This is a genomic window from Streptomyces sp. NPDC058459 (genome assembly GCF_042721685.1).
GTDB lineage: Bacteria > Actinomycetota > Actinomycetes > Streptomycetales > Streptomycetaceae > Streptomyces.
In genome coordinates this window covers 1-24,670 of the sequence record NZ_JBHXLV010000093.1, presented here as the reverse complement: position 1 = coordinate 24,670, position 24,670 = coordinate 1, and the positions used below count along the sequence as shown (strand labels likewise).

The 24,670-nt window shown below is 71.5% G+C and carries 14 protein-coding genes; 2 read left to right on the top strand and 12 right to left on the bottom strand.

Annotation, left to right across the window (positions count from 1 at the left end):
* Window positions 1-486: 486 nt before the first annotated feature.
* From ACFWN1_RS18735 to ACFWN1_RS18680, 12 genes are all read right to left on the bottom strand, one after another.
* Window positions 487-945, bottom strand: coding sequence for a hypothetical protein (locus ACFWN1_RS18735; RefSeq protein ID WP_384363192.1), 459 nt, complete (start codon window positions 943-945; stop codon window positions 487-489).
* 92 nt (window positions 946-1,037) lie between these two features.
* Window positions 1,038-2,243 carry an ATP-grasp domain-containing protein gene (locus ACFWN1_RS18730; RefSeq protein ID WP_384363190.1) on the bottom strand — a complete coding sequence of 402 codons (1,206 nt, stop codon included), beginning with the start codon at window positions 2,241-2,243 and terminating at the stop codon, window positions 1,038-1,040.
* Window positions 2,240-3,775 (bottom strand): amino acid adenylation domain-containing protein, encoded by a 1,536-nt coding sequence (locus ACFWN1_RS18725; RefSeq protein ID WP_384363188.1) that lies wholly within the window; start codon window positions 3,773-3,775, stop codon window positions 2,240-2,242. Before ACFWN1_RS18725 ends, ACFWN1_RS18730 begins: the two co-directional genes overlap by 4 nt.
* Entirely contained in the window at window positions 3,775-5,415 is a 1,641-nt protein-coding gene (locus tag ACFWN1_RS18720; RefSeq protein WP_384363186.1) for an ABC transporter substrate-binding protein, read from the bottom strand. Before ACFWN1_RS18720 ends, ACFWN1_RS18725 begins: the two co-directional genes overlap by 1 nt.
* Window positions 5,412-5,540, bottom strand: a complete 129-nt coding sequence (locus ACFWN1_RS18715; protein ID WP_384363184.1) for a hypothetical protein — start codon at window positions 5,538-5,540, stop codon at window positions 5,412-5,414. The genes ACFWN1_RS18720 and ACFWN1_RS18715 overlap by 4 nt, the downstream gene beginning before the upstream one ends.
* Window positions 5,541-5,683: 143 nt before the next feature.
* Complete coding sequence (locus ACFWN1_RS18710) at window positions 5,684-6,730, bottom strand: MupA/Atu3671 family FMN-dependent luciferase-like monooxygenase (protein ID WP_384363182.1); 1,047 nt, start codon at window positions 6,728-6,730, stop codon at window positions 5,684-5,686.
* 28 nt (window positions 6,731-6,758) lie between these two features.
* Window positions 6,759-6,947: an MbtH family protein gene (locus ACFWN1_RS18705; protein ID WP_384363180.1), complete on the bottom strand. Its 189-nt coding sequence runs from the start codon at window positions 6,945-6,947 to the stop codon at window positions 6,759-6,761.
* A 36-nt stretch (window positions 6,948-6,983) separates the two neighbouring features.
* Window positions 6,984-8,279, bottom strand: coding sequence for an MFS transporter (locus tag ACFWN1_RS18700; protein ID WP_384363178.1), 1,296 nt, complete (start codon window positions 8,277-8,279; stop codon window positions 6,984-6,986).
* Window positions 8,280-8,357: 78 nt separating this feature from the next.
* Complete coding sequence (locus ACFWN1_RS18695; protein ID WP_384363176.1) at window positions 8,358-12,290, bottom strand: amino acid adenylation domain-containing protein; 3,933 nt, start codon at window positions 12,288-12,290, stop codon at window positions 8,358-8,360.
* Between the two features lie 33 nt (window positions 12,291-12,323).
* Window positions 12,324-18,737 (bottom strand): amino acid adenylation domain-containing protein, encoded by a 6,414-nt coding sequence (locus ACFWN1_RS18690; RefSeq protein WP_384363174.1) that lies wholly within the window; start codon window positions 18,735-18,737, stop codon window positions 12,324-12,326.
* Window positions 18,734-21,811: an amino acid adenylation domain-containing protein gene (locus tag ACFWN1_RS18685; RefSeq protein WP_384363172.1), complete on the bottom strand. Its 3,078-nt coding sequence runs from the start codon at window positions 21,809-21,811 to the stop codon at window positions 18,734-18,736. The genes ACFWN1_RS18690 and ACFWN1_RS18685 overlap by 4 nt, the downstream gene beginning before the upstream one ends.
* A 10-nt stretch (window positions 21,812-21,821) precedes the next feature.
* Window positions 21,822-22,082: an acyl carrier protein gene (locus tag ACFWN1_RS18680; RefSeq protein ID WP_384363170.1), complete on the bottom strand. Its 261-nt coding sequence runs from the start codon at window positions 22,080-22,082 to the stop codon at window positions 21,822-21,824.
* Between the two features lie 530 nt (window positions 22,083-22,612).
* On the opposite strand from ACFWN1_RS18680, the gene ACFWN1_RS18675 reads away from it, so the two are divergent.
* Both ACFWN1_RS18675 and ACFWN1_RS18670 read left to right on the top strand, forming a co-directional pair.
* Window positions 22,613-23,626 (top strand): helix-turn-helix domain-containing protein, encoded by a 1,014-nt coding sequence (locus ACFWN1_RS18675; protein ID WP_384363168.1) that lies wholly within the window; start codon window positions 22,613-22,615, stop codon window positions 23,624-23,626.
* A 352-nt stretch (window positions 23,627-23,978) separates the two neighbouring features.
* Window positions 23,979-24,569, top strand: coding sequence for a hypothetical protein (locus ACFWN1_RS18670; RefSeq protein WP_384363166.1), 591 nt, complete (start codon window positions 23,979-23,981; stop codon window positions 24,567-24,569).
* Window positions 24,570-24,670: the final 101 nt, after the last annotated feature.

The window sequence follows — 24,670 nt, the reverse complement described above, 5'->3', positions numbered from 1 at the left end:
GTGTTCCGCATCATCACCCCCGGGCGGCGCGCCGGGCGGGCCCCGCACCCCGCCCCGGCACCGGCCCAAACACCTCGCCGGGTGGGGCGCGCGGGCGCGCGGGCGAGCCGGGCCAGAGTGCGTTCGATCGTCCAGTGGTGGCGGCCGGGTCGCTGGGAAGACCCGATGCCGCCGCGGCGATCGGGTGGGTGATCCCGCGCAGGCGGAGCCGACGTCGCAGGTGGTCATAGCGGAACAGGAACGCGCCCGGACGACTACCGGCTCCGCCGCTGTCCCGGGTGGCACCGGCCCATGACCCTGTCCGCCGGCATCCGGCTCGCAGGCCGGCGGACGATCGCGCGGTTGTGGGCCTCCGGGAACCGCTGGAGCCGCCGCTGTGGGCGTTCCGACCGTCCCTTCAGCGAAGGCCCAGCACAGCGCCCCCGGACAGGAAGGGATGTCCAGGGGCGCGGCCAGGCGATGGCCTGATCGACAGTTCAGGGATTCCTACAGCGTGCCGTACAGGTAGACGTTGAGACCTGTCACGGCCTGGGTGTTGTCGACGTGGATCACATGCTCACCCGCGCCGAGGTAGAACGTCTGGGAGAACTGATGGTCGTAGTCACCGAGTTGCGTGGGCCTGAGGGCCGTTCCGTCGACGCTGCCGCCGACGACGGACGCGAGAATCCCGCTGTACTGCAAGGTGTACCGGCCGGCGTCCTTCACCCGGACTACGACGTCAAGCTCCCTTCCGCCTTCCAGCTGGCCGACAAGGAGCCTCGACGTCTCCGTGAACGGTATGTGCGTGGGGACAGATCCCAGATCGAGACCCGAGGGCGATGCCGTGACGCTGCCTGTGGGAGCACCGGCGTAAGCCACGGTCCCCTGCGTGACAAGACCAGCGGCGGCCGCGGCGACCACGACCGCCCCTACCGCGGCGCGACGAGCGCGCATCGTACGACTCATGGACTTCTCCTTCAGCTCTGGTCGAAACTGGCTCTGGTCGAAACGGGTGGAGACCGGCGACCGGGACGAGTGTCCTGTTGGATCTGTCGTGCCTACGTTCGCAGTATCGGGCGTATGGCTCTCATCCGTCCCGCGAGTGCATCGAGTTCTTGCGACGACGCACAGTCGAGCAGTGCCCAGCCGAGGCGGTCCGCCGAGCTGCGCGGCGGGCCCACCTGCGCGCCGGGCGGCACGTTCACCCCGTGCTTGACGACCCCCGGCCAGGCGGACCACTCCGCCTCGCGCGCGGACTCCAGCACGCCCGCACGGTCCGCGACCACGAAGGCGCTGCCCGTCCAGCGGGCCGCGCGCTCGGACGGTTCCGTGAAGACGCCGCCCGTCGCGAGGTCCAGAGCCCCCGCGAAGACGTCCACGCCGTACGCCAGGGACATCGCGTCCATGCAGTGGTCGCCGGGCGCCCGGACCGCCACCTCCATGATCACCAGTTCGTCGCCACGGGTGCGGAACTCCACGAACATGATCCCGGTGCGCATCCGGATCGCGTCGGCGACTGCCTGGCCCAGCGTGTCCGCGGCCTTGCCGAGGACCGGGTCGATCCGCTCATGGCCGCTGAAGTGTGCCAGCTCCACGAAGTCCGGGGCCTCGGTGGTCAGTTTGCGGGTGAGACTGCCGAAACGGACCCGCCCGTCGTGGACCAGGCTCTCCCAGGAGTACTCCTGCCCCGCCACGAACTCCTCGACGAGCAGGTGGGCCTCGCTGTCGCGGCGGGCGACCACGTCCGACCACTGCTGCGCAGTGGCGATCAGCTCCACTCCGTCGCTGCCCGCACGGTTCAGGGGTTTCACCACCACCGGAAGGTTTCCGAGGGCCCAGTCCGAGGCTGCGGACAGCCGGGGCGTCTTGACGTGTCGCGGCTGAGCGAGACCCGCGCCGGCGAAACGGAAGCGCTGCTGGCCCTTGTCGCGCGAGATCGCCGCCGCGTCCAGGCCGGGGCCGGGCAGGCGGTGACGCTCCTGGGCCATCGCGCCGGCCAGGACGTGGATCTCCGAGGATGCGAGGACCCCGTCCGCGCCCAGCCGCCGGACCAGCGTCTCGGTCGGGCTGATCCAGGTGTCGTCGCGGCCGGCGCGGGCCGCGTCGACCTCTTCCGCGTCCACCACCCATGCGTACCGTTCGCGGACGGCAGCGATGCGTTCTGCCGTCTCCACCAGGCCCACCCGCAGGCCGAGTTGACCTGCGGCCAGCAGGTAGCCCTCCGCCATCGGCGCGGCGCCGATCAGCACCACCGTGCGGGTCATCGCTGTCTCCTGTCGGTGAGCAGGGCTCCCAGGGCACGACGGTCGGTCTTGCCGTTGGCGTTGAGCGGCAGCGTGCCCAGGTGCGTGAAGCCGCGCGGCACCATGTAGCCCGGCAGCCGCCGCCCCAGGCCGGTGCGGAGCGCCAGGGGGTCTTGCGCCTCACCGGTGTAGCAGGCTTCCAGACCCACCTCGCCCAGGTCGTTGGGCAACGCCAGGACCACGGCATCGTCCACTCCGGGAAGTGCGCGCAGCCCGGCCTCGACCTCGCCCAGCTCGATGCGATGGCCGCGGATCTTGACCTGCTGGTCGAGGCGGCCGAGATGGACCAGGGTGTCACCGGTGCGCGACACCCGGTCGCCGGTGCGGTAGTACAGCTCGGGGCCGGGCAGCCCGGCGCAGTCGTGGATGACGGCTCGTCCGCCGTCGAAGCGGACGAACCGGCCCGCGTTGTTGGCGGGATCGAGGTAGCCGGGGAAGCGCTGCGGCCCCCGGACGCACAGTTCGCCCTCCGACGCTGGACGTCCCTCCTCGTCCAGGACCAGGAAGTCCAGGTGCGGATAGGGCGTGCCGATGGGAACCGTGCCGTTCGCGGAGGCCGGCCAGTCCTCGGGGCGGGTCGGCAGCCGGTACTGCGTACAGGCGATCGTCACCTCGGTCGGCCCGTACAGGTTCTCCAGGACGCTCTGCGGTGCGGCGGCCCGCCACAGCCGGATCTGCTCCAGCGTCAGCTGCTCCCCGCCGAACAGGCTCCAGCGCAGACTGAGCATGGACGACGGGGCCAGGTCCCGCAGCCGGTCCGCGTACGAGATCACCGAAGGCACCGAGAACCAGTGGGTGATGGCCCTGCGCGCGATGAAGCGGGCAGGGCGGACCAGTTCGCTGCGGGTGGGCACCACGAGCGCCGCTCCGGAGGCCCACGCGGAGAACATGTCCCAGACCGTGGGGTCGAAGGTCAGGTCGAAGGTCTGCGAGACGCGGCAGTCCGGGCCCAGGTCGTAGCGCGGGATCACGTAGTCGAGCAGCGCGGCCACGTTGCGCTGCAGCACGGGGACACCCTTGGGCGTGCCGGTGGAGCCGGAGGTGAAGACGATGTACGCGATGTCGTCCGGACCCGGCAGGTGCACCGGGCCGCCGTCCGCCCAGGGCCCCTCCAGCGGCGCGTCGCCGGCCACCACCGGAACGGGCAGAGCGGACGTGGGGGAGTCGGTGAGCACCACGTCCAGCTCCGCGAGCCGCGCCGTGGTCGCGAGCCGCTCAGGGGAGAAGCCGGGGTTGAGCGGGACGGCGGCGCTGCCCAGCCTGTTGGCGGCGAGATACCCGGCGTAGGCGGCAGGTGAACGGCTGGCCAGCACGCCCACGCGGCGCGGACGACGCCCGTGCAGAGCCGACAGCAGCCGGCCCGCCATCCTCGCGCTCTCGGCGGCAAGTTGTGCGTACGTCAGGTGCTCGTCGCCTAGTTCGAGGGCGGTCCGGTCCGGGTGGCGGGCGGCGGTGTCGGCGAAGCGCTCGTAGAGGGTGGGCTGGTCTCCCATCACGCACCCTCGTCGACGTACGCGTTGTAGTAGACGGGCGTGCCGAGGAAGGACGAGGTGAACACCCCGCGTACGCGGGAGCCGGCGAGCGCGACGTGCAGGTACGAGAACAGGGGCACCATCGGTGCGTGGTCGCGCAGCAGCCGCTCGTCGAGCGCGGCCCATGGCGCGGCGGACTCGTTGGCGGGCAGCCGGCCGAGACGGTCGATCTCGGCGTTGATCCCGGCGTCGTCCAGGTACACGAAGTTGTCGTTGCCGCTCGCGCCGATGGTGCGGCCGTCGAACATGCCGAGCAGGGTGGACGCGCCGGGCCAGTCGGCGGCCAGCCCCATCAGATACAGGTCGTAGGCGTGCCCGCGCGTCTTGAGCACCGCGTTGTGCGAGGGGCGGTCGATCTCCACCAGCTCGATCTCGAACCCGGCCTTCTCCAGGCCCCTGGCAAGAACCTCGGCCGGGGCTGTGAAATAGTCGCCCTCCCGGCTGAGCAGCCGCAGTTTCGGCCGGGCGCCCTTGAGGAGCGCCGACGCGGCTGCTGGGTCGCCGTGTTCGCCCGCCGGATAGGGGTCGGGGTAGTCGCGGTGCCCGATGGTGGCGTGCGGCAGCAGGGTGTGCACGAGAATGCCCTGGTCGGCCCCCATGGTGTCGCGGAATCCTGCTTTGTCCACGGCGTAGGCGACGGCGCGGCGCACGTCGACGTCGGTGACCCGGTCGGTGTTGATGGCCAGGTACCACACCAGCGGAGTGGGGTCGCGGCGCAGCCGGCCCGCGAGCGCCGGGTCGGCGATGAGCTGGGCGGCGACCGACTGCGGCGCGTTGTTCTCGGCGACGGCCGTCGCGTCGGCGCCCTCCTCCGCCCGGACACGGAGGTTCTGCTCGCCCGCCTCCACGCCCATCTCGACCTCGACACGGTCCACATGAGCGTGGCGCACCGGGTCGGTGGCCGCGTCCCAGTGCGGATTGCGCACCAGTGTGAGCCGCTCGCCGGGGACGTGCTCCGCTATGCGGTACGGACCGGTGGCCACCGGGGCGAGGTCGTACGCGTCCCGTGTGTCGGCGTCGCGCGGGACGGGTGCGGTGACCGGCTGGGCCACCGCGAACGGCAGATCCGGGTGGGGCTGCCGGAAACGCAGCACCAGGGTGTGGCTGTCGGGAACCTCCAGGCCCGGCACGTCGAGCGGGTCGCTCGCGTAGGGGCCCAGGTAACTCCCGTTCTCAGAGAGCCAGTTGCGTAGATGGGTGGGGCCGTCGGAGATCTCCGGGGCGAAGCTGCGGGCGATGCCGTAGGCGACGTCGGAGGCGGTGACCTCACGGCCGTCCTCGAACCGGACGCCCCTCTTGAGGGTGAATTCCCAGGCGCGGCCGTCCCCGTCGATGTCGCGGCCCGGCGTCTCGGCCAAATCACCGACCAGCACGCGGCCGCCCTCGGCGTCTTCGCGGAACATGGTCAGGGTGCGGAACAGCAGGTGCCCGATCGCCAGCGACTGAAGGGTGTAGCTGCGCTGCGGGTCGAGATGGTCGTAGGCGGCGTCCCGCAGGACGCGCAGGGTGCCGCCCAGACGGGCCCCGGGCCGCGCCGGGGCGGGACCGCGCGAGGCGGCCGGGTCGAGGGCGATCGGGTCGCCGGCGGGCTGAGCGGTCATGCGGACACCTCCAGGGGGAAAGGGGCAGCGGTGCGGAACCGGCCGTCCGCGAGGAGCAGCGGCTGCTCCGCGCCGAACAGGTTCAGGGCGTGGACCTCGCCCACCACGATCAGGTGGTGGCCCACGGTGTGCCGGTCCCGTACGACGCGGTCGAGTCAGGCGATCCGTCGGGCGGGACGGGGCCGCTGGTCGCCGGGCCGGGGACCCGGCGGTCGTCGGCGAACGGCGCCGCCGGCCGGGCGCCGCGGGAGCCGGGCGTCGGCATCGGTCATGCCGTCGACCGCTTCAGCTCGTCGAGGAACCCGAGGCCGGCCAGCACCCGCTCATGCGGCACGCCGAAGTCGATCAGGCAGGCCAGTTCGTCGACCCCCGCCGCGCGTGCCCGCTCGGTGACCGCCTTCGCCTGTTCGACCGTGCCGAACAGACCGCTGGAGCGGTAGTACGTGTCGAAGGAGCGCCGCACGAGGAAGTCGATGTCTGACTCGCGGAGTCTGTCGACGTCGAACCCTTCCAGGATGCTGCCGGCCGAGCGGGCGATCAGCCGGAACGAGCTCTTCAGGTATGCGGTGAACGGCTCGCGGACCAGTTCGAGGACTTCGGCCGGATCTTCGCCGAGGAAGGTGTGCAGCATCAGCGCCACGTGCCCGGGTCGGCCGTCGTGGCCGGGCCGGTCGGCCAGCGCCTTGCGGTAGAGGGCGATCTTCTCGGCGAGCTGGTCGAAGTCCTGGCCGAGCAGGTGTGTCAGCACACCCGCACCGGCCCGGCCTGCGGCCTCGAAGGTGGCCGGACTGCCCGCGCTGGTCACCCAGACCGGCAGCTCGGCCTGTACGGGCGGCGGGAAGACCCGCACCTCGGCAGCCCCGCCCGCCCCGTCGGTGACGGCCAGCGACTCCCCCCGCCACAGCGCGCGCACGGCGTCGAGGGTCTCGAAGACGGCGTCCTTGCGGTCGGCGTACCCCTCCGGACGCAGGGCGAAGTCGACCGCGTTCCACCCGGAGGCGAGCGAGACACCGGCCCGGCCGCCGGAGATGTTGTCGACGACCGACCACTCCTCGGCGATGCGCACCGGATGGTGCAGGGGGGCGACGACGCTGCCGGCCCGGATGCCGATGCGTTCGGTGACGGCCGCGACGGCGGCCGCGGTGACCGACGGGTTGGGGTAGAGCCCGCCGAACTCGTGGAAGTGCCGCTCGGGCGTCCAGACGGCGGAGAAGCCGTGGGCGTCGGCGAAACGGGCGCCCTCCAGGAGCAGGTCGTAACGGCCGCGTGTGCCTCCGGCCGCGCCGTCGGCGAAGTAGAACAGGCTGAATTCCATGGGAGTGCCTCGGATCGGCGTGGTCGTGTCAGCGGACGCTGAGCGGGCGGAGGTCGGTCCAGACGGTCGCGATGTGGGCGAGGCAGTCGGCCCGGCTGCCCCGGTGGCCCGTCTCGGTCCAGCCGGCCGGGACGGGTGCGGTGACGGGCCAGACGGAGTACTGCTCCTCGGCGTTGACGACGACGGCGTGCACGGTCTGGAGCTTTTGTTCGGACATGGAGGATCGGTGCCTTCCGGTGGAAGCGGGGTCGGACTACTCGGCGATCGGGTCCGGCAGTGCGTGCTTGATCCGTACCAGCGACGAGGTCACCAGCGGGATCACCGCGAGGCAGAAGCCGAGAGTCGTGACCAGGACCGCGACGCGCAGTCCGGCGGCGGAGCCGAGGAAGCCGCCCGCGAGCGCGCCCAGCGGGGCGATCCCCATCGCGACGAACCGGTTGGTGGCGGCCACGCGGCCCTGGAGGCTGTCCGGCGTGATGGACTGACGGATCGTCAGCATGGTGACGTTGTTGGCCACGCCGAACGACGCGAAGAGGAAGTTGATGACCATGAGCGAGGCGACGGCCGGCCAGCCGCCGCCGTGCACCACGGCGATCAGCGGCATCACGAGATTGGCGATGCAGGCGGTGAAGATGATGGTGCGGCCGTAGCCGAACGTCTTGGGCAGCCTGCCGGCGAACATCGCGCCGATCAGGAAGCCGGGGCCGAGCGCCGCCATCACGAGGCCGATCTCACCGGCCGACAGCCCCAGCGTGTGCGGCATGTACTGCACGAAGACGACCTCGAACGCGGTGAAGGACAGATTGAAGATCGACGCCATGATCGTCATGGTCCGCAGCGGCTCGTTGCGGAAGACCAGCACCAGGCCGTCCTTGACCTGCCTGAGCGTCCCGGCCGCACCGGCGGCCTCCGTGGGCTCGACATGCTCGCGGTGGCGGATCAGCCAGATGTTGACGACCGAGATCAGGTACGAGACCGAGGCCGCGAGCACCGCGACGGGCGCGGTCAGCCACTGGACGAGCACACCGCCGAGCGCGGGACCGCCGATCATCGCGGCCGACTGGCTGCTGCCCAGCGCCGAGTTGCCCGCCGCCAGATCCTCGCGCTCCACGAGGCGCGGCAGGTAGGCCTGCGCGGCCACGTCGAACAGCACGGTGCAGCAGCCGGCCAGGAATCCGAGCAGATACAGCCAGCTGATGCCGAGTGCGTGCGTCCAGTACAGGACCGGCACCGCGCCGAGCAGCAGCGCCCGGCCGAGGTCGGCCGACGCCATCAGGTTGCGACGGTGCAGCCGGTCCACCAGCACCCCGGCGAACAGGGACACCAGCAGGTACGGCAGCCGGATGACAGACGCGAGCAGACCGACCTGCTCCGAGCTGGCGGCCAGCGCGAGCACCGCTGTCAGGGGCAGCGCGAAGTCGCTGATCTGAGCGCCGAACTGGGACGCCGTCTGGCCCAGCCAGAGCTTGGTGAAGTCGGTGTTGCGCCACACGCTGGGGCGAGGCGCGGGACTGCCGTCCGCCGGGGTCTCGGTCGTGACGGTGGACATGGGGGGCTCCTGGGATGCGTCGGATGCGGCCGGCCGCGTGCTGCGCGACCGGCTGTGCCGGAGGGAAGACGTGGTGGGCTACTCGGCGGGGACACCGCTCGGGCGGCCCGCCGCGGCGGACTCTATTCGGGCGGCGAGCTTCGGGACGTTGGGCCGCTCCAGCATCGAGAAGTGGTTGCCGGGCGACTCGTCGATGAGCAGGGCCCCGGCGACCCGGCGCTTCCATCCGAAGTCCCAGCCCGTGAACAGCTCGGTCTCGGCCCGGATCAGCAGTACGTCACCCGGGAACGGCTCGCGCGGGGTGTCCCGGTAGGTGATCAGCGCCCGAGCGTGCCGCTGATACAGCCGCACCAGCCGGCGCAGGTCGTCGATCGTGGCCGCGTCGGCCCGCTCGTCCTCGGTGCCCCGGGTGAGCCGGATGACGTGCCGCAGGCGGCTCTCCTCGTCGAGGGCCTCCAGTTCCGCCTCGGTGGTGGGCAGCTTGTGGCCGAACGCGCCCAGGATCGCGGCGGATTCGGAGGTCACGTACCTCGGCGGCACCGGATCGTCGATGCTGGCGCTGACGATGGTGAGCATCGCGACCTCTTCGCCCGCGGCCCGGAGCTGACGGGCCATCTCGTACGAGACCATGCCGCCCATGCACCAGCCGCCGAGGTGGTAAGGCCCCTCGGGCTGGATCGTCCTGACCTCGGACAGGTAGAGCGCGGCGATCTCCTCGACGGTCTCGGGGCGCGGTACGTCGGGGCCCGCGTACTCCGGAGCCTGGACCGCGTAGAACGGCTGCTCGGGGTGGAGCACCTCGACCAGCTCGGAGTAGCTGAAGACGCTGCCGCCGAGCGGGTGCACGAAGAAGACCGGCGGACGTTCGCCGGTCGTGCGCAGCGGCACCAGCACGCTCGTCAGCGCTTCCTGCTCACCGTCGATGATCCGGGAGAGCTTCTCCACGGTGCCGCCCTCGATCAGCGCCGCCACCGGTACCTCCACGTCGGTGAGGTCCGGCAGGCGCATGATCACGCGCAGCGCGGAGATGGAGTCGCCGCCCAGGTCCAGGAACGCGTCGTGCACACCGACTCTTTCGAGCCCCAGCACATCGCGGAAGACCTCCGCCAGAGCCTCCTCGGTCGGGGTGCGCGGTGCCACGAACGCGCCCGCCGCGGTCTCCTCGCGGCCCGGCGCGGGCAACTGGTTGCGGTCGATCTTGCCGTTCGGGGTCAGCGGAAAGGAGTCCAGGACGACGAACGCGCCGGGCACCATGTACTCGGGAAGTTCGGCGGCCACCGCGGCGCGCAGGTCGGCCGCGGACGGCGCCTCTCCCTCGGCGGTCAGATAGGCGGCCAGCCGTTTGACGCCGGGCCGGTCCTCGCGGGCCACCACGACGACGCGGCCCACACCCGGCCGGCGTGCCAGCACCGACTCGACCTCGCCCAGCTCGATGCGGAAGCCGCGGACCTTGACCTGGTGGTCGGAGCGGCCCAGGAACTCCAGCTCCCCGGACAAGAGCCGCCTCGCCACGTCGCCGGTGCGGTACATACGGGCGCCCGGGACCGAGGCGAACGGGTCCGGCAGGAAGCGGTCGGCGGTCAGCTCCGCGCGCCCCAGATAGCCGCGGGCCAGACCGTCCCCGGCGATGTACAGGTCACCCGCGACACCGTCGGGCACCAGCGCGTAGGAGGCGTCCAGCACGTACACCCGGGTGTTGGCGACCGGGCCGCCGAGCGTGACCGGCGCCCCGGGCAGCACCCGCTGAAGGCAGGACCAGATGGTGGTCTCGGTGGGGCCGTAGGCGTTCCACACGGCGGGGAAGCGGGAAGTCAGCTCTGCCGCGAGATCCTCGGGCAGTGCCTCGCCGCCGGAGATCACCCGAAGGCCGGGGTCCGCCTGGAGCCCTGCCTCCACCAGCAGCCGCCAACTCGACGGTGTGGCCTGCATCAGTGTCGCTCCGGCCTCCTCCAGGAAGGCGCGCAGCCGAGGGCCGTCGACGGCGATGTCCGGCGCGAGCACCAGCTCGGCGCCCGTGATCAGCGGCAGATAGACCTCAAGGGCGGCGATGTCGAAGGAGAGCGAGGTGACCGCCAGCAGCCGGTCCGCCGAGCTGATCTCCAGATCCCGCCCGAAGGACAGCAGCAGGTTCAGCAGCGCGCCGTGCGGGATCTGCACGCCCTTGGGACGGCCGGTGGACCCCGAGGTGTAGATGACGTACGCCAGGTGGTCGGGTGTCACCTCCACCGGCGGGTCCTCGGCGGAGTGGTCACCGGCCGTCGAGGCGTCGACGGGCAGCACGTGCGCGCCCGCGGGGTCGAGCGTCGCGGCGAGGTCCGGGTCGCTCAGCAGCACCGAGACGCGGGCGTCCGCCAGCATGTACTCCAGGCGGTCACGTGGATAACCCGGGTCCAGCGGCACGTAGGCTCCGCCGGCCTTGAGCACCGCGAGCAGGCTGACCACCAGCTCCGTCGAGCGGGCCACGTGCACGCCCACCAGTACGTCAGGACCGACGCCGAGCTCGCGCAGCCGGTGGGCCAGCCGGTTCGAGCGGGCGCGCAGCTCGGCGAACGTCAGCACGCTCTCCCCGCTGCGCAGCGCCACGGCATCCGGCGTGCGGTCGGCCTGGCGGGCGAGCAACTCGGGCAGCGTCAGTCCGGGTTCGCGGTCCACGACCGTGGCCCGCCAGGTGCCGGCCAGGTGCTCCAGGTGTCCCGGACCGAGCAACTGCGCGGCCAGCGCGGGCGCGTCGGGGTCGGCGACCAGTGAGGCAAGGGCGGTCGCGTAGTAGCCGGCGATCTCGGCGATCCGGTCGGCGGAGAACTGGGAGGCGTCGTAGTTGACGCGCAGACCGACTTCCCCGGTGACCGGATCGGTGCCGAAGTTGGCCGTGAACGGGAAATTGGTCTGCTCGAAGAACGCGCCACCGGTCACCGCCGTGTGTTCGAGCGCCATGTCGTAGCTGCGGAAGCTGCGGTGGTCGACGACCGTCTCGAACAGTTCGGGCCGCTGCAGGTCCTGGAGGAGCTGCGCCATCGGGTACCGCCGGTGCGCCAGCGCGTCGCTCTCCTGGAGGTGGATCTGCCGGGCCAGCTCGGTCCAGCTGACCTGGGCCACGTCCGCCACCAGGGGCAGCGTGTTGAGGAACAGACCGACCACCTGGTCGCCGTCGGCGGTCTCCGGGCGGCCGTTGCTGACCCGTCCGGTGACCACACGGGTGGAGCCCGAGAGCAGGGCGAGGACCCGGGCGTGCGCCGCGAACATGACGGCCTTGACCGGCACTTTGGCCCGGACGGCGACCGCGCGCAACCCCGGTGTGAGGTTCTCGGGAAGTGGTACCTGGTACACCCGGGCGGTGCGCTCGGACTCCAGGCCCTCCTCCGGGAGCCGGGGCAGACCGGTGAACTCGGCGCCGGCCAGGACACCGGCCCAGAAGCCACGGGACGCGTCACTGCCCAGCGCCTCCTGCTCCAGGGCCAGGTAGTCGCGGAAGCGGGTGACCGGGGCGACGGCATCTACCGTCCGGCCCGCGAGCCGGGCGTCGTAGCCGGTCAGCAGCCGCGAGGTGATCAGGGACAGGCTCCAGCCGTCCAGGATCGCGTGGTGGAAACTCAGGTTGACCTGGAAGTCGTCGTTGGCGAACACATGGACGTGCAGCCTGAGCAGCGGGGCCGCGGCGAGGTCGAAGGCGGTGGCCTTCTCCCCGGCCGTCCAGCGCGAGACGCGCTCCGCCTGTTCCCCGGCACTCAGACCGCGCAGGTCCTCGATGGTGAGCGGGGTGGGCACCGAGGCGTACACCAGCTGCATGGGAGCGCTGAAGTTGCTGATGTCGAAGGCGCTGCGCAGCATGTCGGAACGTTCCACGACCCCGGCGAACACCTCCCGCAGGGCGTGCTCGTCGAAGCGGCCGGCGATCCGGATGGCGGAGATGTCGTGATAGGTGGGCGTGTTGCCGTCCAGCAGGCTGTGGTAGAGCATGCCGGACTGGAGGCGGGTCAGGGGATAGGCGTCGACGATGTCGCCGTGGCTCATTGCGGTCCTCTCAGGTGCGGTCGGGAGGATGGGTCAGCGGGCGCGCAGCTTGGCGAGGTCCGTCGCGGAGAGCAGACCGAACGCGGCGACGCCGCGCCGTTCGACGACCTGCTCCCCACGTGAGGCCAGCCATGCGGCCACCGCCTCGACCGTCTGCTGGGCGAACAGTTCGGTCAGCGGTATGTCGAGGCCCTCTTCACGGGCGAGGCCTACGACCCGGACGGCGTGCATCGAGTCGCCGCCGATCTCGAAGAAGTTGTCGGTGGCGCCGACCCGGTCGATCCGCAGCACCTGCTGCCACAGGCCGGCGAGCGCGCGCTCGGTGTCGTCGCGCGGAGCGACCCAGTGGGCGTCCGGCCGTTCGAACGCGGGCGCGGGCAGCGCCTTGCGGTCCACCTTGCCGTTGGGACTCAGTGGCAGCAGGTCCAGGGCGACGAACGCGCTCGGCACCATGTGGTCGGGGAGCAGCCGGCCCAGCGCCGAGCGGAGCGCCCCGTCCGCCGGTACGGGGCCGACGCCGCCCGGAGTGAGGTAGGCGACGATCCTCCGGTCGCCCGGCTCGTCCTCCCGGACGACGGCCACGGCCTGGCCGACTCCCGGTTGCTCCGCCAACGCCGCCTCTATCTCGCCGAGTTCTATGCGGAACCCGCGCACCTTGACCTGGTGGTCGATGCGGCCCAGGTACTCGACGGTCCCATCCGCACGCCAGCGGGCCAGGTCTCCGGTGCGGTACAGCCGCGCACCGGGCGCGCCGAACGGGTCAGGCACGAACCGGTCGGCGGTCAGGTCGGGCCTGCCGCCGTACCCCCGAGCCAACTGGACGCCGCCCAGATGAAGCTCGCCCGCCACGCCGATCGGCACCGGAGCCGTCGAACGGTCCAGTACGTACACCCGGGTGTTGGCGATGGGCGTGCCGATCGGCACACTCGGCCTGGTCCACGCGGGGTGGCTGGACCAGCGGGTGACGTCCACCGACGCCTCGGTGGGCCCGTAGAGGTTCTCCAGCGCCGTGTCGGGGAGCGTGCGGTGCAGGCGGCGTGCCAGTTCGGCGGGGAGGGTCTCTCCGCTGCACACCACCAGGCGGAGGGAGGCGCACAGCCCGGCCGGTGCTGCCGAGAGGAACGCGTCCAGCATCGGCGGCACGAAGTGGCAGACCGTCACCCGCTCCTCCTGGATCAGCCCGGCCAGGTACGCGGGGTCGCGGTGTCCGCCCGGCCGGGCGAGCACCTGCCGGGCGCCGGTCAGCAAGGGCCAGAACAGCTCCCACACCGACACGTCAAAGCTGATCGGTGTCTTCTGGAGAACCGTGTCGGAGGCGTCGAGCCGGTAGGTGTCCTGCATCCACAGCAGCCGGTTGACGATCCCGCGGTGCGGCACCTGCACACCCTTGGGGCGGCCGGTGGAGCCCGAGGTGTAGATCACGTACGCGAGATGGCCGGGACCCGTGGTCGGGTCGGGCGCGTGCTCCGGCCGTCCTGCCGCCGCCGCCTCGTCGACGACCACTGTCGTGACGGCTCCGCCGGCGAAGGAGGCGGCGTCCGTGCCGCGCCCGGCGAGGAGCACCGTGACCCCGGCGTCGGCCACCATGAACCGCAGCCGCTCGGCGGGATAGCCGGGGTCCAGCGGCAGATAGGCACCGCCCGCCTTGAGGACCGCGAGCAGGGACACCATCAGCTCGACCGAGCGTTCCTGGTGCACGCCCACCACCACGTCCGGACCGACGCCCAGCTCCCGCAGGTACCACGCGAGCCGGTTGGCGCGACGGTGCAGTTGGGCGTAGGTCACCTGCTGGTCGCCGCAGCGCACCGCGATCCGCTCGGGAGTGCGCACCGCCTGTTCCTCCAGGAGGGAGGTCAGGGTGCGCTCCAGGTTCCAGCCGGCGTCGGTCGCGTTCCACTCCCGCAGCACCCGCCGGCGTTCGTCCGCACCGAGCAGCTCCAGCGCCGCCACCGGCGCCCCCGGATCGGCGGTCGCGGCCCTCAGCACACGGACCAGGTGACCGGCCAGCCGCTCGACGGTCTCCGCGTCGAACAGGTCCGTGTCGTAGTCCAGCCAGCCCAGAATCTCGTCGCCGTCGTCCAGCATCCGCAGGTTCAGGTCGAACTGGCTGTTGGCCTCGGACACCTCCACCAGCTCGCTGGAGATTCCCGGCGCGTCGAAGGTGCCGAAGCGGACGTTCTGCAGCGCGAACAGCACCTGGAGCAGCGGGCTGCGTGACAGGTCACGCTCCGGAGCCAGCTCTGCGACGAGCGTGCCGAACGGTGTGCCCTGGTGGTCGAAGGCCGCCAGCGCGTGCTCGGTGACCCGCCCGAGCAGTTCACCGAAGCCCGGGTCGCCGCGCAGATCGAGCCCCAGCGGGACGGTGTTGACGAAGCAGCCGACCACGTCCTCGAACTCGGGACGCTCCCGGTTCGCGACCGGGGTGCCCACGAGCAGTCGCTCCTGCCCGGTGTGGCGGGAGAGCACCACCCCGAAGGCGGCCAGGAGGGTCATGAACAGGGTGCTGTCGTACTCGCGCGACACCTCCCGCAGACGCTGTGAGAGTTCCGCGCCGAGAGCCAGGCGGTGACGGGCGCCCCGGTGCGCCTGGACGGCCGGTCGAGGCCGGTCGGTGGGCAGTTCGAGCACGGTCGGCACACCCGCCAGCCGCTCCTTCCACCAGCCGATCACATCCTCCGGCTGCTGACCGTCGAGCGCGGCCCGCTGCCAGCGCGCCACATCGGCGAACTGCAGCCCGGGGTCCAGGTCCGCGGCACCACCCTCAGCGGCCGCCCGGTACGCGGCTGACAGATCGTCGAGCAGCACACCGAACGACCAGCCGTCGAACACAATGTGATGAACCGTCAGAACAAGCAGGTACTCCTCCTCGCCCTGCCTCTGGACCAGGACGCGGAGAGGGGGGCCTGCCGACAGGTCGAACGGCTCCTTCGTCTCCGCCATCGCCATCGCCAGCGCGGCCGCCGCCGGGTCCGGTGCGTCGCGCAGATCCCGCTCGCGCACCGTCACCCGCGCATCCGCGATCACCCGCTGCACCGGGGCGCCGTCCTCCAGCACGAACCGCGTGCGCAGCACCGTGTGACGGTCCAGCACGGCGTCCAGGGCCGCCTGGAGCACGCCGGGGTCCAGCGGCCCCCGCAGGCGCAGCACCATCGGCATGTTGTAGGCGGTGTCGCCGGGACGGAGCTGCTCCTCCAGCCAGAGGCGCTCCTGTGTCCACGACAGCGGCGCCGGCGCGTCCGGTGTGCCGCGCGGCACGGCCTCTTCGGGCCCGGATCGCAAGGCTGCTCCCGCACCTTCGATCACCTCGGCCAGCGCGGCGATCGTCGGGTGGCGGAACAGGTCCCGCAGCGACAGTTCGGCGTCCAGCACCCCGCGCACCCGTACGAGCACCTGGTTCAGCAGGAGTGAGTGCCCGCCGAGAGCGAAGAAGTCGTCCCGCGCGCCGATCCGCTCCACGCCGAGGACCTCGCGCCAGATCCCCGCCAGCCGCTCCTGGAGCGGGCCCTCGGGGGCGACGTACGTCCCCACGGCGCGCTCCGCGTGTCCGGGATCGAGCCGGCGGAGCGCTGCCCGGTCCGGTTTGCCGTTGGGCGTCATCGGCAGCGCGTCGAGCAGCACGAACGCGGACGGCACCTTGTACTCCGGCAGCCGCGCGGCCAGCGTCCCGCGCAACGCCGCCAGGTCCGGCCGGGCCGCGCCCGTCGCGAGGTGAGCCACCAGCCGGTGACCGCTTTCCGGGTCGGGCTCCGTAAGGACGACGGCCTGACGCACGCCGTCCACACCGAGGAGAGCCGCTTCTACCTCGGCTGGCTCCACACGGAAGCCGCGTACCTTCGCCTGGTCGTCGGCGCGGCCGAGGTGGTCGAAGAGGCCGTCCGGGCGCAGCCGGGCGAGGTCGCCGGTGCGGTAGACGGGGCCCGGAGCGATGTCCGACGTTCCGAACCCGGAACCGTCCACCGGGTCGACGTACCGCGCCAAGTGTGGTGTCCGCACGACGAGTTCGCCGATCTCGCCGAGGCCGGCGAGCCGGTCCCCGGCCGTCACGAACAGCTGCACCTGGTCGATGCCCCGGCCCAGCGGCAGCGGCCCCTCGCCCGCCGGGGCGGGACCACCTCCGCGCCGGACCCGGTGCACCGACACAGCCTGCGGCGTTTCCGTGGCCCCGTACAGGTTGAGCAGCTCGGCGTTCGGGGCGGAGGTGGTCCAGGCGCGAACCGTGCTGTGGGTCAGTACGTCGCCGCCGAAGCCCACGAGCCGAAGCCGGGGCCAGCCCCGCGTACCGGACGCGGTCAGCGCGGAGGCCAGCGCCGGGGTCAGGTGGGTGACGGTGATCCCGTCCCGGCGCAGGGCCGAGGCGAGCGCACCGGTGTCGCGCGGGTCGGCATCGGGGAAGACCGCGGTGGCCCCGGCCCACAGCGGAGTGAGCACGTCCCGCAGGAACGGGTCGTGCCCGAGGCCCGAGAGCACCGAGAAGCGGTCCTCGGCCGTGATGCCGAACTCCTCGGTGTACCAGGCGAGGAAATGAGCCAGCGGGCCGTGCGTCCCGAGCACCTGGCGGGGGCGTCCTGTCGTGCCGGAGGTGAACGTGACATACGCGGGGTCGTGCGCGGCGGGCCGGTCGAGTGTGCGCGGGGACGCGTCGTCGGCCGCACTGTGCCTGTCGTCGGCGTCGTCGGCGTCGTCCGTGTCGAGCTGGACGACCGGGGCCGTGGCGTACGCCCCGACCGGCCTGCCGGGTACTGCCTCGATCCAGGCGGCGGGGCTGGAGGCAGCGGCCCGCAACTCCCGTTCGGCCCGCGGGTACGCGGTGTCGGAGATCGTGAACGCCGCGCCCGCGCGCAACGCCGCCAGCATCGCCACCACGGTCCGCGGGTCACGGTCTCCGTGGACGGCCACCACGTCGCCGGGCAGCACACCGACGGCCCGCAGCCGTGCCGCCGTGCGGCCACTCACCTCTTCGACTCGGCCGTACGTCCAGCTGTGCCCTCCGCCTTCGAGCGCGGACCGCCCGGGGTGCAGCCGGGCATGCTCCGTCAGGCGCTCCAGCACGGAACCCGGGTAGTCGGCCGGCAGTTCGGTGTCCAGACCGGGAACCAGCGCGCGGGCGCGTCCGGTGGCCAGGGCCAGGTCCGCGACGGGGCGGGCGGGGTCGGCGGCGGCCTGGGTGAGCACCAGCTCCAGCTGCTCCAGCAGGTCGGCGATCCGCTCGGGCAGGAAGAGCCCGGAGTCGTACACCGCCTCCAGAGTGAGCCGTCCGCTCTCGGTGGAGACGTACAGCGTGAGATCGAACTTGGCGTCGATCTGCGGGAACGGCAGTCGCTCCACCGAGCAGCCCGCCAGATCGAGGGGGACCGCGGGCGGCAGCACGTTGAAGAAGACCTGGACAGGTCCGCCGTGCCCGGCGGCACCGCCCGACGACCGGTCCGCCCGAAGACGGTGCAGCGGAGCCCGCTGGTGCGCGAAGGCTTCCAGAGCGCTGCGCTTGACGCGCTTGACGAGCCCGGCGAACGAGGGACCGTCGGTCAGGTCCAGCCGCACGGGCAGCGAGTTGAGGAAGCATCCGAGGGCCTGGTGCTCCCCGGCGCGACGGCTGGAGACGGGCGTGCCGACCAGCAGGTCGGTGTGGCCGGTCTGTCGCGAGAGGACCACGCCGAACGCGGTCAGGGCGGTCATGAACAGGGTGGCGTGGTGGGTCCGGCCCAGCTCGCGCACCGCGCTGCTCGCCTCCGGGGAGAGCCCGCGGCGAAGGTGTGCTCCGGTACGCCGGACGCCCTCCACGCGGGGCAGGTCGGTGGGGAGGCGGAGGGTGCGCGGTGCCCCGTCGAGGTAGTCGCCCCACCAGCTGAGCAGGTCGGCGTCGACCTGGTCCGTCAGGAGCGCCCGCTCGGCTCGCACCACGTCACTGAACTGACGTGCCGGAGCGGGGAGGCCAGCCGCACCGCCGTAGAGTTCCGACAGCTCGGCGAAGAAGATCCCGAACGAGATTCCGTCGAAGACGAGGTGATGAGCCGTCACCACCAGTAGCTGCGCGTCCTCAGCGGTCCGTACGACGAGGACGCGCACCAACGGGCCCGACACCGGATCGAAGACGCGGCGTGCCTCGTCGAGGGCGGCGGCCAGCCCGGCCCGCTCGGCGTCCTCCTCGCCGCGCACGTCGCGCACCGCCACCGGGACCTCGATGGCCGGCAGCACCCGCTGGACGGGGCTGCCGTCCTCCTCCGTGAAGACGGTGCGCAGGGCGGTGTGCCGCCCGACGACGGTGTCCAGCGCACGCTGCAGGGCGTCGAGATCGAGAGGGCCGCGCACCCGGGAGATCACCGGCATGTGGTAGGCGGTGCCGCCGGGCCGCAACCGCTCCTCGAGCCACATCCGCTCCTGGGTGTACGTGAGCGGAAACGGATCGGTCCCACCGGCGACGGCCGTCCCGTCGCCGAACGTGTCGGTCATGTCGAGTCCTTGGTGAGCAGCAGGTCCAGCTCGGAGGCGAACAGGTCGGTGAGCAGGGCGTGGGTGGCGGGTGGCAGCAGTCCCTCCGGCACGTACAGGGCGCCGGTCAGCTCGTCGCCGTCCTCCCACACCTCGCAGACGAGCTCCGCCTGCGGGCCGAGCGGCGGCGCCGGCCTGGGGCGCAGCAGCGCCTCGCCCAACCGCACCGGCGCGTTGACCCGCTGGAGCGCCAGCACCGTCTGGTACAGGGGCATCCGGCCGCCGGTGGGCCGGGGTGCCCGGACGGCGATCTCGTCCGTGGGGAGCGCGGCGTGCGCGAGAGCCCGCAGCAGCCGTTCGTCGACCAGCCGGACGAGGTCCGTGCCGTGACTGCCGGGCTGCCCAGGTACGCGTACGGGAACACCGTTGGCCAGATAGCCGAAGGTCCGTTCCTGCGCCGGACCGCGGTCCGCGACGACGGTGCCCACGGCGAGGTCGAGCTGCCCGGTCCAGGTGGACAGGGTCCGCCACCACGCGGCGAGCAGGAGAGTCAGTGCGGGGGTGCGGTTCCGGGTGGCGGCCGCGTGGAGCCGGCGGCCGGTTCTCGGGGGCAGCGCGATGGTCCGCCCGGCGATCGGGGTGGTCCACAGGGCCCGCATGGGTGGGGCCGCGACGGGGAGGGCGAGCGGCTCCAGTCCCGCCAACTCGGTTTGCCAGAAGTCTCGTTCGACGGTGGTGGCGCGCGTGGTCACCGGCGGTTCGGGGGCCGGCGCGAGGTCCCGTCCCGCCCAGGCGGCGGCCAGGTCGGTGAGCAGAATCCGCTCGGAACGGCCGTCGTACACGGCGTGGTGAACGGCGATGAGCAGGGTGTGCCGGGCGGCCGAGTGCGAGAGCAGACCGGCCGCGAGCAACGGGCCGTGCTCCAGGTCGTGCACGGCCGCCGCCAGTTCGGTGATGAGCGCGCCCTCGGTGGTCTCCGCGGCGGATCTCTGGACGACGGGGATGGGCGCGGGCGTGGAGGACACGGCGCGCCGGGGGCGTCCGAGGTCCAGGGGGAACCGGGTGCGCAGGGCGGGATGAGCCGCCGCGACGGAGGTAAGGGCGGCCTGGAGCCGGTCCGGGTCGAGGGGTCCGGTGATCTCGATCTGGCTGGTCGCCACATGTCCGGGCGCACCCGGGGCGAGTCGCTCGGCGATCCAGAACCGCTTCTCCCCGGGGGAGAGCTGGTGCCGGGCGGCGCCGTCGCCGGCCTCGCCGGCCGGTGCCGGCCCTCCCGCCGGCCGAGGGGGGCGGCTCGCGGCGAGGTCCGCCAAGGCGCGGACGCTGGCGTGCCGGTATACGTCCAGCGCCGAGAGTTCGCTGTCCAGCAGGGTGGTGAGCCGCGCCGCGATCCGCAGAACCTGTAAGGAGTGGGCGCCCTGGGAGAGCAGGTCGTCTTCTTCGGTGAGGGCGGGGGCGCCGAGGATGTCACGGACCGCGCGCAGGGCGGGGGAGACGTCCGCGGTGGCCGCACCGACCACGGGTGCGGGGCGCAGGAGTGCTTCGACGGCCCGGAGGTCTGCCTTGCCGGTCGGGCCGAGCGGCAGCGCGTCGAGGTGTACGAACCGGTCGGGCCGCAGGTAGCCGGCGAGCAGACCGTGCGCGGCCTCCGCCAGCTCCGGCGGCGCGAGGGCGTGCCCGGACATGGTGGTGTACGCGCACACGGTGTCGGTGACGGTGCCTTCGGGGTCGCGCCGGGGGATCAGGAAGCACTCCTTGACGCCCGCGACCCGGCCGAGTACGCGCTCGACCTCGCCGGGTTCGACGCGGTGGCCCCGCACCTTGAACTGGCGGTCGGCACGTCCGACGTAGGAGAGACGGCCGCCGGCGGTCATGCGGACGAGGTCGCCGGTGCGGTAGACCCGGACGGGTCCGCGGCCCGGGACGTCCAGGCTGGTGAAGCGCCGCGTTTCCTCCTCGGGCCGGTTCACATAGCCGAGCGCGAGACCGTTCCCGCCGACGACGAGTTCACCGGCCTCGCCGTGGGGGACGAGGGCGCCGCCGGTGTCGACCACGGCGAGCAGGGTGTCGCGGATCGCGGTGCCGACAGGAATGCCGTCCGCTTCGGCCAGGTCGGCGGCGGTGACCGGGTGGGCCGAGACGAAGACCATCGACTCGACAGGGCCGTAGCCGTTGGTCAGGCGGACCGCCGGGTGCGCGGTCAGGAAGCGTCCGATGTGAGTTGGTGACAGGCGCTCGCCGCCGGTCATGACTTCGCGCAGGCCGGCGAAGGCTCCGGCATCCTCGTCGACGATCAGATTGAGCAGGGAGCTGGTGAGCCACAGCGTGTTCACGCCCTGCTCATGTATGAGACGCCGCAGCGCGGTCGGCGCGAGGGGGGTCTGAGGCTCCTCGACGACGCAACCGCCGTTGAGGAGGGGGCCGAAGACCTCCAGGGCTCCGGCGTCCCAGTAGGGCGCCGCGATCATGGGCATCACGGTGTCCGGGCCGAAGTCGCAGTACCCGCCATGCAGGAAGGTGCGCACCAGGGCGCGGTGCGGCACGGCGACCCCCTTGGGACGACCGGTGGAGCCGGAGGTGAAGAAGACGCAGGCGGGGGCGTCGGCCGCCACGGTCACCGGCGTGACGGGCCCGTTGCCTCCGTTCCTCGCGGCGGGCAGCCGCACGACGGGCACGGAGTCGTGCACCGCGTTGGGGCCGCCGTCCGTCGCGTCGAGTACGAGCCGGGCGTCCAGGTCGGCGAGGATGCCGGCCAGCCGTTCGGCGGGCCACTCGGGGTCGACGGCCGCGTAGGCGGCGCCCGCGAGCAGCACGCCGAGGGCGGCGATCACGAAGGCTCCGCCGGGCCGGGCGAGCACGGGCACGAAGTCGCCCGGAAGTACGCCTCGGCGCAGCAGTTCGGTCTTCAGTACATCCGCGGAGGAGACCAGTTGGCGGTAGTCGACGGTGGTGCCGGCGCGCCGCAGGGCCGGGGCTTCGGGGGTGCGTGCGGCGACGTCCAGGAGCACCTGGTGGGCGGTGGCGTCGGCGGAGACCGCGGCACCAGGGCCGTAGGACAGAGATCGGTTCATGGTGTCGGCGGCGGTGCCGCTCACTCCGTCCTGTCTAGCCCTGGGCCTGTGCGCCGTGCGCTTTGTTGACCGCGGCGGCGAGCGAGTCGGGCGTGGAGTCGAGCACGTCGAGAAAGTCGACCTCGACACCCCACCGTTCCTCGATCCGGGCGACGATCACGACCGCGTGGAACGAGTCCCCGCCATGGCCGATGAACGAGCCGTCACCGGGCACGTCGGTGTCGAGCACATCGGCCACGAGGGCACGTATGTCGGCCACATCGACGGGATGGGCGAATGCGTCAAGCACAGACACGTGTGTCTCCAGAAATGGGTGCAGAAGGATTGGCCCGGACACGGCGGAGTCGCTGTTTGTTTCGTCGTGTGAACGCGCGCGAAGCGACTATGAAGGCTCTGTGAAATCTTGCCCGAGCCCATGGCTGGCTCTGATGGATTCCTGTTCTTCGGCGTATACGCCAGGCCCCTGTGTGCGACAGGAATTCCTCTAGCTCCAGCCGGTGTCGGCCTGGTGTGACACGGTCGAACCACTGGTCGCAGCCGTACCGCCGCTCAGGCCGGCCGCCGAGTGGGCCAGCGTGACGACGAGGGCCACCCCAATTCCGGCGGTGAATATCGCAATCCTCTTACGTGCGTTGATCATAGTTGCCCCCCGCAACGAGATGAATGCGTTCCGGAATGCGACTCGATGGCCGCTCCAGAACTCCTCAAGTTTCTGCTTTTCGAGGGCTCGTGGTCCAGTCCGAAAGGTCGCATCATGATGACCTACACCAAGATGCAGGGTGGGCAAGAGTGACTAACAAGTCGAAAGCGGACATCATGGCTCGGTTGGAAACCCTCCGGGCCGAAGACATCCAGGTGTACGGCTGGGCCGTCGATCACGGCGTGCTGCTGACCTCGGAAGCCTCCGTCGGTCTGGGGCTCTCTCCCGAACGGGTGGGGCGCGCGGTGGAGGTTCTGTCGGCCGTACCGCTGATCAGAGCCGTCTCGGGCGGAGCCGACGGGCCACCGGGCGCATGGAGACCGCTGGACCCGCAACTGGCCAGTGCGGAGGTCGCCGCCGCCGAATCCCGCTTCCGCCGCGGCCTGGCCGGAATCTTCACCCTCTGGGACACCGTCGACTCGCTCAACGCGCTGTACGCCTCGGACGCGCGCGACGGCGCGCGCACGGTCCCCCTGGAACTGGTGGAGTCCCTGGGTGAGGTCATCGAGCTCCTGGAGGAAGTCAGTAACACCTGCCGCGTCGAGGTGATGACCTCCCAGCCCGGAGGCGGGCGCCCAGCGGCCGAACTGGAGCAGTCGATCATCCGCGACCTGGCGATGCTCGAACGCGGTATCCACATGCGCACGCTCTACCAGCACACCTCGCGCCACCACGCCCCCACCCAGGCGTACGTCGAGCGTGCCACGTCGGCCGGGGCCCAAGTCCGCACTCTCACCGAGCTGTTCGGCCGGATGATCGCTTTCGACCGGGAGGTGGTGTTCCTGCCGCACGCACACGTCAAGGGCGGGGCGGCGGTGATCCGCGACCCGTCCACCGTGATGTTCCTGTGCGCGGCCTTCGACCGCAACTGGCAGATGGCCACGCCCTACAGCTCTGCCCTCCCCGACGGAGAGATCCGCGAGGACATCAAGCTCGCCATCCTCACCATGCTGAGCCAGGGCCTGAGGGACGAGACGATCGCCCGCCGGCTGGGCGTCTCGCTGCGCACCTGCCGCAAGTACGTCGCCGACCTGTTCGAACTGCTCGGTGCCGAGAGCCGCTTCCAGGCGGGGTACATGACGGGAGCCAGGAACCTCTTGGACACGACCGGAGACGCACCGCCGACCGGCATCATCTGACGACGCTGGTCGACCACACGACCAGTTGTCCGCCTGACAGTCGGGCTTCCGCCGTAGGGCGCGGTGAACAGGCCGCCCCCCCCGGCGACGAACCTGAGCAAAGGTCGATGTCGGACGAACCGCTCCCCTGCGGACCGAATCGTCGGGTCCGTCATCTGAGGTTCAGTCAGAACGTTTCCCCTCTGTCACCTTTGCTTTGAACCTGTCACTCGGGAATGCTGGACGCAACTGGTACACCTCCGGCCGGCGAGCAGCCGGAAGGAATGATTGTGCAGAATTCCTCGATGGATCGGCCAACGGTAGCCGGATATCCCTATACCAGGCTACAGGCAAAGACCAAGAAAGGTATTCCATGGTCAATATTTCGGTGAGGCGAGGTTTCACCCGCGGGGCGACCGTTGTGCTGGCGGGAACCGCCTTGGCGGCCTGCCTCATGACGGCACCCGCCGGTGCGGCCGATTTCCGGTCCGCGACGGTCTCTCAGGCGAGCAACGAGGACCCCGAGATAGTGGACGCCGAAACCACCGACCTGGTCCCGACCGGGGCGAAGGTGGGTGACATTCTCCGTGTGCGAGATTTCGCTACCGGCCAGATGGACACCTACCGGGTGATCAACACAATCGATCTGGGCGCCTTCGGTCAGTCCGTCCTCAAGGGCGCGATCACGGGTGCCGCCGGCGCCGAGGCGTCACTGCGCATCTTCGGCTCCGAGGGAAGTGCCGGTGCCGCGAAGCTTCCCGCCGCAGTGGTGGGCGGTACGGTCGGCGGGATCGTGGGCGGTGTGGGTGGCCTCTACGACATCATCTTCAAGCCCGAACTGGGAATATCGCTGGTCAAGGGAGATGTGGTCTTCTTTGAGCCATCGACCACCGTGATCTTCGATGTGCCGGGGCAGTTCGTCGACAATGTGGGTGTCGTACCGCTCGATGCGTTCCCCCACTGATCTGCGCGGACGAGCAGGCGTTTTGCGCGCACCGCCCCGCAGGCCCACCACCCTGGTGGCCCACGGATTGTTTTGTGGTGAACTTCACCAGTGGCGTGTAA